Below are 11,732 nucleotides of genomic sequence, written 5' to 3' on the forward strand. Positions count from 1 at the left end.
AAATACTCCAACGAATCTAAATACTCATTTACGAATCAAACGAGAATTTCCTTTTAAACTGGATTTATCATAACAATGGAGCAACGAATTATCACAATAATATAACAATGGAATACATCACAGGTTTATAACATTTACATAACAGCAGTTCACAGCCGATTTCAGTATATTCATCCGCACTCCAGCACATCACAAATATCTGCCGTGCACTATTACAGCGCTTACACCCAATCACAGCGCCTGCCGGTAAGACCCGAAATCAACACTGCAAAATCGAAAATATACCTTTTCCGAAAACCGAAAAAGCACGTTTTACTTTACGAAAATTCTCGCCGCCACCGCAGTCGGCACAGCAAGTTTTTCTGTACCCACATCTACGAACACGTCATCACCGGAAATCTCCCGCACAATCACTTCCGCTCCCGGAAGCAATCCTGCAGCATCGAAAAGCGCAATCTGTTCTTCATCAAGCTGCAGCATTTCCGCAAAACGAACAACCCGAACAGTTTCTATTCCGCCTACAGGAATCTTTACTTCAGCAAGCGAGATTAGCCCCAATTCTTCCACTGAAGCACTTTCCCGCTCTGAACTAGCCTGCACAGGAATCGGATTACCAAACGGGTCTGTTGCTGGAGAACCAACAGTCTCCGCCATGCGCGCGGCGACTTCATCCGAAATAGCATGCTCCCAACGGCATGCCTCAGCATGTATCTTCGCAAGCGGCATTTTCAGCACATCCATGAGAAAACACTCAGAAATACGGTGACGCCGCATCACATCCACGGCACGCATCCGCCCTTGTGCCGTAAATTCAATATGGCGCCCATCGGGCATCACCAATAAGCCGTCACGCTCTAAACGCGCAACCGTCTCCGAAACGGTCGGGCCAGACTGCCCCAACCGCTCCACAATCCGCGCCCGTAATGCCGGCACTCCTTCTTCCTCAAGTTCAAATACCGTCTTCAAATACATCTCGGTAGTATCAATCAATTCACTCATTGCCAACCCTTTCCGCAGAGACGTTTGCAGATATTCGAAAATACAGACTTGAAACCGCCAAAATACCAATCCGAATAAAACACCAATCCAAAAGCAGGTGAAATATTCTAAGTTTCCACAATCACGAAATACATGTTCTTTAGATAATGGTAACTAAGCGCACTATAGATAGCACGTACACAAATAAACGCACCAAATCCGTCACTTAAATCTCGTATTAGCGAATTAGAGCGCGAGTTCGGCTGGTTTTCTCCATCTGCACGAGGAGGAAACCAGCCGAACTATTCCTTTCTGCAATTATTACGCTCAAAGCTGCACTAATTCGCAAATTCCGGAAAGTTTCTGCGTCGATAAAATAAACACTGGCACACTTCCAAAACCTACCGTTTAGCTAATTCACTGCGAAGCAGATCTCAGCCATTCCGACGGCGGAAGCGAACTGAAATCCCGGAAACACTGAGGAATGCCGCAATTAACAGCAAACCAAACACACCAGCGCCGGTCTTTGCCAGCCCGGCACCAACCTTCTCTCCAGCTGCAGTGTCCGTGTCGAGAATCGGCACCTCCGGCTGCACTGGTTTACCGCCAGGCTTTTCTCCAGGTTTTCCGCTTGGGTTATCCTGATTGCCAGTACCTGGATTAGTACCAGGATCGCTGCCGCCTGGGTTCACAGCCTTATTCGGGAAATCGTGAGTCCAGCCAGTTACCGCATTAGGGGCAACTTGCACCCCTGCCGCCCCCTCCTTCAGCTGCGCAGTTACCTGAGCGGTGTAGTTCGGCGCTACAGTTGGCTGTACACCCGGCTTGAGCAGCGTCGAACCGATTAGATAATCGAAATACTCCGAGTCAGGTATAGTGAAAGTCATCTTCGCATCATCCCATATCGGTTCTTCCGGAGCTATCACTTTGCGGAAAGTATGAATCCACGGAATGAAATTACCCTCAGCGTCAAAGAAAGAATCTGCAAAATAGAACCCGTCGGCCGGTACAGCCGTAAAGCCGAGCTTTTCACCCGGTTTTGCTTCATAAACTCCCGGTTCGATATTTTTACCCGCAACCTGATAGTTCACACCATCAATTGCTGGAATCGTATATTTCAGCCCCTCATAAGCCGGCCCAATTGGATTTACAAGCTTCTTTTTCGGAGCAGTACCCTTAATAATCTGAAGTTCTCCAGCAGACATCACCTTTGAATCACCTACGCCAGGCTGTGCATTCAGACCTTCAAGACGAAGGTACTTAGCTTTCACATTCAAGGCAACAGTTTGCGCCTCAGCACCGCTAACAAAGGAACCAGCTGCGATCGGTTCACCCCAGCCCGCAGCATCTTCCGGCAGCTCTGCAGCAGCATAAATCTTAAAGTCTTTCACGCGGCCATTCACATTATTTTGACGCGGAGTGTAAACAAAACCGCACAGATTTACTGATTCGCCGCCAACTTGCAAATCAATATAGTGCGGAAAGTCTGGCGTACTCCCTTGCCACCGGGTATGCCAATAAGTATTCGGATCACCGTCGCCTGCCTTTTCTTTTGACCCATTAGGCTTTGGTTCACCAGACTTTTCTTCAGAATCAGCAGCAACAATCGCTGCCGGTGCAGCGGCAAGACCACAGACTGCCATTACCTTAACCCGCGCTTCAGAAGTTTCACCGCCTGCAGAAACTTTAAACACAAATTCAGCATCCCCGAGATACCATTCAGGCTTTGCCGGGAAAGTCACTTCAGCAGAATCATTAGCCGGAATCGAATCAATTGTTTTTGGCGCTGATTCAAATTCCCAACCGGATTTCTTCGGAGGCACTACTTTAATCCCCGTAAGCGGAACATCGGTACGATTCGTAACGGTTACAGTAATCGCCGCCATACCGGCAGCATCGGCTGACGGATACGCCTTTGACGGATTAGCTTCTGCCGCTGCGCTAAAGGAACGGGTTGAGCTCTTAATTGTCCAAACATCATCAGTCATATCATCCGGGAACTGTACAACTTCACCAGCGCTTGGCTTGGTATTCTTATCCGTTCCGTTAAAAGTGCGGAAATCTACGTGTTCTTCAGTTCCCGCAGCCACTGCAAGATGCTGCAGTGTTACAGCATTCACCACTTCGAAAGTGTCCTTACCAACTGGCAGCAGCATCCACTTCTGCGTATTACGCTCACTATAGTTACTATTACCAGCCTGGTTTCCGATATAGATCTTCGAGACATCCGCACATGGACGGGCTTCCGGACGAGCACCTACTTGCGTAACTGTTGATAGATGTTTATATCCAGAGACAACCGAGAGGCATTGGTTTGTTGTCATGTTCTTTAACTGGTAGTAATGATCAGGTGTGGAAGTAAGCGTCCATTCGTCGTTACCGCCAAGCTTTGCATTATCCAACAATTTGAGCGATTCACCATTTGGCTGCGAAATAGTATATAAACCATCAGCAAGCGGCTTCCGATTTACGTTCTCCCACATTGGGGAACGCTTAATCTTGGCAACACGTTTTGCTTTAAAGTCAGCATAGGTTGGATTGTCGGCAGGATTTCCGCCCTTCCACGTAATTTGAGCTACATAACGCATCGCTTCATAAATATCCGCTTCAACTTCATTTTCAGTCTGCTTCACACCGTTATCCGGCCAAATCGAGAGCTTCGCGCCGAGAATATTCTCAGTCTTCTTCACCACACCATCGTTACCAGCAAATATATTCACTCCAAAGTTTGGATCGTCATATAAAAACGCAGGTCCGTTTGCTTGAATCGGATATGGATTTGCACGAGCAAAATAAAGTTTCAAATTTGCGTTTACTAGCTTGTAATCATCATTCGCAAGTTGATTTGCAGAACGTCCTGAACCAAGCCAATGCTCTACGATGATATCTTTATCGAGCGTCACTGCCTTTGTAGACACGATACCGTCATTCCAAATCCGCAGTTTCTTACCCTTATTTTTCACATACTTATTGATGTCGTTAATGAAGTATGTAAACGCATCAGCACCCGTTGCCGCATCATTACCGGTCATCTTCTTTGCATATGCAGCTAGCTGCGGGTACGCAGCATAGTTGGCACCCATCAAATACTCATCTGCGCCCATATGCCAGTATTTGGTGGAGAACACGCCGTCGTACTCATCAATAAGCGTCTTGTAGAACTTCACTGCTTTCGGGTTAGTGATGTCAAGCCGATCAGCGTTACCGCGCCCAGCTTGATCTTTCAGCTGGAAGTCGGGCAAGTTTTCAAGCCAAACATTCATATGCCCTGGCGAATTGATTTCTGGAATTACGTCAATTCCGTAAGAATCTGCTTTCTGCACAAACTTCTTCACATCATCACGTGAATAGTAAGAGAAAGTATTTGCTACCGGGTATGCATCAGACTTTAGCTTCATTTCCATTAACACAGAATTAAGCTTCAAATCTGCCATTTCATTTAAGAATCGCTCAATCCACTCCGTAGAGAAATTAATCTGGCAGGCGCAGAGAGTAACACCGCGTTCAGCATAGGCGGGCGCATCTGTAACCGAACCGCCGGGGAGAGTCAAGCTCTGACGCAGCATCTGCGAAAGTGTGCGCGTACCCCAAAATGCACCGCGATTTTCCGCAGCAGTGATTTTCACTCCCGTATCGGAAATTTCAATCCTGTAACCTTCTTCACCGAAAGTATTCTTCTGAGATTCGTCGATTACAATTTCAACACCTTTACCTGAACTAACACCCTTAATCGCAGCGCCTTCAGTATAAGCATTCAATTCGTCAACCAGCAGCTGCGCACTCTTTGCAAACGATTCAGGACGCACAACGGCAGCATCTTGGGTGAGAGTCCACGATCCATTTGTGCGTACAAAATCGTTTTTGAGTGATGGAATCGTAGCCGGTACCGGAACGCCATGATATTCGTACTCGTAGTTTACGCTCTGTGCACCATAAAACTTGAAACCATTCTTCGGGGCAGCTACTACGGTTGTAGTGCCCGCTTTCAGAGTTTGTTCACCAGTTACAGCCGCATTGCCAATCTTGTATTCCACCCCTTCGACGGTTGGAATTATAATTTTTGCAGTGTCTTCACTTTGTGCCGGTTTTTTCGGGGTCACGATCGTTTCATTTTCAGCTGTTTTACAACTTCCCACTAAGCGAATTTCGCCGACGGAAGTGAGCTTTTGACTATTCACCAATGCAGACTTCGCCCGCAAAGTCACGAACTTTCCTGATTTTTCCGCATCGAATTTTACAAGCTGCGGGTCGTTTAAATCCTTGAATGTGCCGGCGGCAGCTTTCAAATTTTCCGTAAAAGCAGAATCTTGCGTAATTGCAGCGTCCGAAACATAAATTTCATACTGACCGACGATACCGTTCTTTGCACCTTCACCGCTGCTGCCCTGACGTTGAGTATATTCCAGTCCAGCGAAACTGCAACTTTGCAGATTCTCATCTTTATATGCACCCACCGTAATGAAATGCGGCCCAGGCGTTTCCCCGCCTGAATAATTGGTATGCCAATAGCTATTCACATTGCCATCAATTGCCGCTGCTGCCGGACCGCTCGGTTCCGGCTCGCCGCTGGTTTGTTCAGAATCAAAACCTGCAATATACAAATCTGAACCGCTGATATATTTATCAACTGCAGGAGCAGCGAGCGCAGCCGGCGCAGCTGCCGTGCCGAACACACCTCCGCTCAAAATAACGAGCGCCGCTGAAACCCCGGCAACTATCCTTTTCCGAAATGCAAAATCAACGTTTTTCACATATGCTCCTTCGAACCGTGTGCGCATTGTGTTTTATTCCCTGTTTCACGATTAGCCCGCGGCGGAAAAAGTTTCTACTACCCCGCTGCGCTGTACCGGATAATCCGAAATACCGGCAGCAATCAGACGCAGATACCCGTAAAATTCTTGCATCTATGCAATTATTTTCGAGAGCAGAAAACCACGCCGACGAGATATTCCAAGTATTCCATACCTCCCAGCTGCGCGCTAGCAAGATTCGAAATTCGTGAAAGCATTTAATCCGCTTTGCACATTTGCAAGTCCGGAGAATATAACTAACGACGGCTGCCCGGGAATATACCCTGCAGCCGTCGTTAAGAAAAATGATTTTATTTCGCTGAAGCCCGCCAAACTAAATTTTCGGCGGCGCCAGCTTCAATGCCTTCCATGCCTACAATGCATCCAATGCCTAAATGCATCCAATTCCGGATGGAAAATCACTGCAGCAGCGCTGCCTGAATTGGACCAATCAGAAAATAGATTACGAAAAGCAAAGCCACCACCCACATCAGCGGATGAACTTTTCGGCCGCGTCCCATCACAGCTTCCATAATTACGTACGCAATAAAGCCCACACCAATCCCGACGGTAATCGAGTAACCGAACGGCATGAACGCAATCGTAAGGAATGCCGGTACTGCGATTGAGAAATCATTCCAGTTAATTTCGGAAACCTGCATCATCATCAATACACCGACGGCAACAAGAGCCGGAGCCGCTGCTTCACTTGGCACAAGCGCAGCAAGAGGTGCGAGGAAAGTTGAAAGCAGAAAGAAAAGTCCGGTGAAAACTGAAGCCAGGCCGCTGCGGGCGCCGTCGGCAACACCGGAAGTGGACTCGACGAATGACGTGTTCGAGGAAACACCGCCCATTCCGCCTGCGATTGCCGCAATTGAATCAACGAAAAGAATTGCACGTGTGCGGGGCGGATTTCCGGCTTTATCAAGCAGCTTCCCTCAGAAGCCACAGCCACCATTGTTCCCATTGTGTCGAAGAAATCTGCAAGCATTACGGTAAACGCAAGCACTGCCACAGTGACTACGCCGAGTTTTTGGAACGGACCAGTAATGGAGAATTGCCCGAGCGTATCAAAATGCGGAATCTGAATCAGTGAGTCTTGCACGGTCGGCACGGAGCTGGCCCAGCCGCCAAGATTTTCTTCACTTTTTGCACCGATATGCACTGCAGCTTCAAGGATAAAAGCAAGCACTGTGGTGGAAACAATCCCAATTAAAATTGCTCCGGGCACGCGCCGCGCCATCAGAATAAATGTCAGGAAGAGACCCAGAATGAAAACAAACAGCGGCCAGGTGTCGATTGATCCGGCATTTCCGAAGTTGAGAAGTGTCGGACCGGCATTATTTCCTTTCACCAGCCCCGCATTGGAAAATCCAATCAGCGCAATAAACATGCCGATGCCGACGGAAATTGAGACACGTAAAAATTTTGGAATTGCGCGGAAAATTGCTTCACGCAAACCCGTGAGCACAAGCACGACGATGAAAATTCCTTCAATCACAATAATTCCCATGCCGTCTGCCCAAGTCATACCCGGGATTTGTACGAGCATGTATGCCACTACCGAGTTCAACCCCAGTCCGGCCGCAAGAGCGAGCGGGAAGTTTGCGACGGCACCCATTAGCAGCGTCATTACGCCGGCAACAAGCGCGGTACCGGCAGCAATTGCGACGATATTCGCTTCTGTACCGCCGCCAAGAAATGCGCCGGTGGAGTCCGGACCGGAAAGGATTATTGGGTTGAGTACAAGGATGTACACCATTGAGAGGAAAGTGACGAAACCGCCGCGTAATTCACGGCTAACGTTGGTACCGCGTGCGGTGAGTTCAAAAATTTTTTCCAAAAAATTAGCGGATGAGTTGTTTTGATTTTTCTGCTTTGCATGAGCAGTGCCATTTGTTGTATTCACGCATCTAGTTTGCTCGAAGCGCAAAAACACCTCAAGGCACGCTCAAATTATGAGCGTAAACTGTACATATAGTGAGATTTGTGGGCGCGCAGTGTGCTTAGCATTACTTTCACGGCACGATTAAGCGGGTTCTCGTATTTTGTTTGTTTGCACGGGGAGGGGAGGAAAAAGCCGGCGGATTTAGTGAGTCTTGCGATATGACGGGTTTAGTTGGGCTGCGGGTTTAGCGGGGTGGGCGGAACCGGTGGGTTTTAGTAAGGCGGGTGGTTTTAGTCAGGCTGCGGGTTTAGTCAGGCGGGCGGGTTTAGCGGATCTTGCGGCATGGCGTACGGCCGGGTGGGCAGTGAATGAACATCGTGCGGCGGGTGCTCGCGGGGATTTTGCTACCAGTTACGGCAGCTGATGCCCGCGGTAGCAACAAATTGTGCAGGTTCTTTTTAGCTGGGTCTGGTTCGGCCGGTTCCAAGCGGTGTTTTTGCACAGCGGTCAAGCTTGATCTATGCAAAAACACCGCTTTCCACCCCAATAAACACCAGATACATTGCACCAACCCAAGTAATCAATCCGCAGCACCGTACAACCAACAGCAAGAACTCATTCTCATTACGCAACTGGTGGCAAGAACTCGGGCTGTGGTTTTCACCGGCGGAAACGATTATATTTGCGCAGGTCACAGGCGTAAAGGAACGACGGTAATCCCGTCGTTAATCAAAACTACCCATTTCGCCACCACTTACGTAACCACACAGGGCATCTCGCCACCAGTTACGTTAAAAAATACGGATTATGCCGCTACTTACGTTAGCCAAACTAGATCCCGCCACCAGTTACGTGACACTGGGAAGAGAAAATGCCGTCAGTTACATTAGCCGGCACCTGCAGCACAAACAAACATATAAAACGCCGTATAAATCAATTCATCACTGCAGAGAGCTGAAAACCGAAATCTTTAAAATCTTCAAAGATTTAGATAATTATTCCGAATAATCAATTTCCAATTCATCAACTACCGGAACGGATTCAACCCAAAGCTGGCTCTGGTGGCGGACATCCGTCTCTGAATGCGCACCGCAGCCATGATCAAGCGAAACTACACGCCCGTCGAAAGGGGACCATTCATTTGCGCACACCCCAAATATTTGCCGCGCACTCCCAGCCATCTTCAAAAATATCCGCACATAGAACAAGGGGCTTTCGCATCGCGCGTTGCCTGATTCCGCGGACCCGCATCAGAGCGGTACCAGCGGCGAAATGCTGCTTTCCGCCCGGAATCAGAAAGAACCCGTACACGGCCGAGACCAATCTCCCATTGTTCTGCCGCGTCAAGATCCGCACCAGTTTCTTCATATCCTTGAATTAAGTCCGGATCATTGCGGTCCAGATTTGAATCATCCGGATTATATGGAAGCCGATCAGACGGGCCGACATCCTGCGGTGTAAGCCGATCCGCCCACGGAACCCATTCCGGAGCAAGCAGCGCTTCATCTCCTGGGCGAATCGAAATCTCATTTACCGTAACCTTGGTTTTCCGTGTAGCACGGGCAAGAGTAACAGTCCAATACCAGCCGCGATATCCCGGAAGCAAACATTCGAACGCGTGTGTAACCACGCGGTCTGCTTCCTGCCACATCCCGGCATGTTTCCCGATATTTTTCTCCGCCGTAGTCTCAGACAATGCTTCACGAGCCGCATCCACAGCTTCCGCAAGCACTTTTTCCTTTGCTACCCGCGCTTTTAGAAAAATCCGATTATTAGACATCAAAATCCTTCGCTAACTCACGCAGTGCCTGCGCAATACGGCTCCCATGATCAGGATAACGGCCGCGCCGCAGCTGATCTGAGGATGCGTCGAGAATTTTGATTAAGTCTTCAATGAGCGGAAGAATCTCTTCCGGCTTCCGCCGTGCCTGCTCGGCGAGCGATTTTTCTTTGCAATCACAGAAACCTGCAGCGCTGCCGGACCGCGGCGTGTATCGCCAACACCGTATTCAACCCGCACCCCCGGGCGCAAACGCACACCAAGCGGCACAGAACTCTTCGGGAGGTACACTTGGTTGCCGTCGTCACCTGCAATAAAACCAAAGCCCTTAGCGTCGTCAAAGAACTTCACTTTTCCAGTAGGCACTTCAAATCTCCATTCCGTTTTTTAAAGGCAAATCCTGCATTTGCTGCGTGACCTTGCTCGCTGCTGCACGCATGAAAGCATATTCTACCTTTTTATTTTTATTTTGCACGCCTTGCAGACCTCACGCCCATTTAAATTCTACACACACTGTATCTGCACGATTACATACATTTTCTGCACTTTATAATATGTTCCGACAGCACATAAGGCTTCCGCAAGTTTAAGTCTTTACTCAGTATCTCATCTTTTTCCGCACTTCCCTAGTCCGTTTGCGATTTTCACAATCTTCTGCACTTTGGTGAGCGGAGAAACGCATCCGCTGCACCCGAAACTGCTGTAAGAATACAGCAGAACGCGGGCTTTCGATTGCCTTGTACACCCTGCGAACCCGAAACTGCTGTAAGAATACAGCAGAACACGGGAGTACAGCGGAAAACAGCTGAATAAAATTACACCAAACACATCTTTCCGGTTCAGATTCACGCTACGCTCCTGGCGTGAGCGGAAAAAGCAAGAGAATTTTCGGGGTAACCCTTGATAGATTGATATAAATAAGAATATCCGATTGGAATTAACCAATATTCGTACCTTGTATTGACTTAATAAAGGAGAAAGTAATGGCCCGGAATCGAATCCTGCAAATTGGAGCCAGTTCGGCAGCGGCTCTTGCCCTGCTTTTTCTGCCGCAAACTGCTTTTGCGGAAAATCCGATTGAATTAGACAAAAATTTTGTTGATTCTGCGAATGTGATTGTTAACGAAAATGCCGTGCAAGATGAGATTATGAAAGTGCGCGGAGCAGATCTTTGGGTAGTTGTTGTGAAAGATTTTTCAGGAGCAGAAGCCGATGCCTGGACGAAGAAAACTTTTAAACTCTCCGGTCTGCAATCACACGACGGGCTGGTAGCTATCTCTACCGGCACTCGCGAACTCGGGGTTACTGCCGGCGGAAAAGATGGGATGACGAAAACTCTCCTTGACAAAGCCACGAACAAAGAAGTACTGAATCTTTTCAAAGAAAAAAATGGGACGACGGCATTAAATTGCTTGCACAGAATGTGAATACGCTCATCGAAGGAGGATTACTAAATTCGCTTGGATTTGGCGGAACCGCCGCAATTGTTGGCGGAGCGGCGGTTGTCGGCGGAGGAATCTGGCTCTTCTCGCGCCGGAAGAAAAACGTGCAGCTGCTGCCGAAGAACTATCGCTAAAAGAACTTTCTGAGAAAGCTTCACGTTCGCTGCTTTCTGTGGACGATTCTGTCCGTTCTGCTGCTGCAGAGCTTGAATTTGCGCGTGCAGAATTTGGAATCCAGGCAACTCAAGATTTCGAGTCGGCGCTTCGCAATGCAAAACAGGCGCTTGACCGTGGCTTCGCATTACGGCGTCTGCTTGAAGACCCGGATCCGGAAACGCCGGCACAGCAGCGCCAAATGAATAACGAAATTTTAGATTTGGTAAGTCAAGCGCAAACCGTACTTACCCGGCAGCAAAAAGGTTTTAATAAACTGCGGGATCTTGCAGCACGTGTGGATCAAAAATTCCCGAGCTGCGAACCCGCGCCAGCGAACTTCGCAGTCAGATTCCGCTGGCGGCATCAAAGATTGACCACCTTGCCCTAAAATATCCAGAATCAATGCTTCAGGCATTACGCCATTATCCCGATCAAATTGAATCTTTGCTCAAAGCAGTTGCGGAATCTCTCAACACAGCACAAGAGCAGCTCGCAGCAGGTGAAAGAAACAGCGCTGTGCCATATGCGAAGATGGGTGAAGAAACACTCAGCCAAGCAGCCGCGCTATTCGCACGGATAGATTCAGCATCCACCGAATTAGAAACCGCGAAGGAACGCTTTTCCGGAAATATTGCTTCCTGAATTCTGATATTGCCGACGCAAACCGCCTGAGCAATGGGAATCCGGAAATTGAAAGC

9 protein-coding genes and 2 pseudogenes are annotated in these 11,732 nt (G+C 48.5%); 6 read left to right on the top strand and 5 right to left on the bottom strand.

Annotation, left to right across the window (positions count from 1 at the left end; translation table 11 throughout):
* Positions 1 to 312: 312 nt before the first annotated feature.
* The 3 genes and pseudogenes from RQN30_RS05380 to RQN30_RS05390 all read right to left on the bottom strand — a co-directional run bounded on the left by RQN30_RS05380 (position 313) and on the right by RQN30_RS05390 (position 7,677).
* Positions 313 to 999: a metal-dependent transcriptional regulator gene (locus RQN30_RS05380; protein WP_353061581.1), complete on the bottom strand. Its 687-nt coding sequence runs from the start codon at positions 997 to 999 to the stop codon at positions 313 to 315.
* Between the two features lie 413 nt (positions 1,000 to 1,412).
* Positions 1,413 to 5,756, bottom strand: a complete 4,344-nt coding sequence (locus RQN30_RS05385; RefSeq protein ID WP_353061582.1) for a family 20 glycosylhydrolase — start codon at positions 5,754 to 5,756, stop codon at positions 1,413 to 1,415.
* A 431-nt stretch (positions 5,757 to 6,187) separates the two neighbouring features.
* Positions 6,188 to 7,677 (bottom strand): annotated as a pseudogene (locus RQN30_RS05390) (NCS2 family permease).
* A 244-nt stretch (positions 7,678 to 7,921) separates the two neighbouring features.
* Between RQN30_RS05390 and RQN30_RS05395 the strand changes: the two are divergent.
* Positions 7,922 to 8,080 (top strand): hypothetical protein, encoded by a 159-nt coding sequence (locus RQN30_RS05395; protein WP_353061583.1) that lies wholly within the window; start codon positions 7,922 to 7,924, stop codon positions 8,078 to 8,080.
* 211 nt (positions 8,081 to 8,291) lie between these two features.
* Entirely contained in the window at positions 8,292 to 8,546 is a 255-nt protein-coding gene (locus RQN30_RS05400; RefSeq protein WP_353061584.1) for a hypothetical protein, read from the top strand.
* A 105-nt stretch (positions 8,547 to 8,651) separates the two neighbouring features.
* Here the strand turns inward: RQN30_RS05400 and RQN30_RS05405 are convergent.
* Together RQN30_RS05405 and RQN30_RS05410 are read right to left on the bottom strand one after the other, a co-directional pair.
* Positions 8,652 to 9,436 (bottom strand): annotated as a pseudogene (locus RQN30_RS05405) (DUF3027 domain-containing protein).
* A gap of 102 nt (positions 9,437 to 9,538) precedes the next feature.
* Positions 9,539 to 9,802 carry a cold-shock protein gene (locus RQN30_RS05410; protein ID WP_353061585.1) on the bottom strand — a complete coding sequence of 88 codons (264 nt, stop codon included), beginning with the start codon at positions 9,800 to 9,802 and terminating at the stop codon, positions 9,539 to 9,541.
* 617 nt (positions 9,803 to 10,419) lie between these two features.
* On the opposite strand from RQN30_RS05410, the gene RQN30_RS05415 reads away from it, so the two are divergent.
* From RQN30_RS05415 to RQN30_RS05430, 4 genes are read left to right on the top strand one after another with little or no spacing between them, the layout of a single operon-like run.
* Positions 10,420 to 10,863: a TPM domain-containing protein gene (locus RQN30_RS05415; RefSeq protein ID WP_353061586.1), complete on the top strand. Its 444-nt coding sequence runs from the start codon at positions 10,420 to 10,422 to the stop codon at positions 10,861 to 10,863.
* Positions 10,845 to 11,012 carry an LPXTG cell wall anchor domain-containing protein gene (locus RQN30_RS05420; RefSeq protein WP_353061587.1) on the top strand — a complete coding sequence of 56 codons (168 nt, stop codon included), beginning with the start codon at positions 10,845 to 10,847 and terminating at the stop codon, positions 11,010 to 11,012. Before RQN30_RS05415 ends, RQN30_RS05420 begins: the two co-directional genes overlap by 19 nt.
* Positions 11,013 to 11,050: 38 nt before the next feature.
* Entirely contained in the window at positions 11,051 to 11,422 is a 372-nt protein-coding gene (locus RQN30_RS05425) for a hypothetical protein (RefSeq protein ID WP_353061588.1), read from the top strand.
* 14 nt (positions 11,423 to 11,436) lie between these two features.
* Positions 11,437 to 11,676: a hypothetical protein gene (locus RQN30_RS05430; RefSeq protein ID WP_353061589.1), complete on the top strand. Its 240-nt coding sequence runs from the start codon at positions 11,437 to 11,439 to the stop codon at positions 11,674 to 11,676.
* Positions 11,677 to 11,732: the final 56 nt, after the last annotated feature.

Origin of the sequence: Arcanobacterium hippocoleae, assembly GCF_040360365.1 — a bacterium.
Lineage (GTDB): Bacteria > Actinomycetota > Actinomycetes > Actinomycetales > Actinomycetaceae > Arcanobacterium_A > Arcanobacterium_A hippocoleae_A.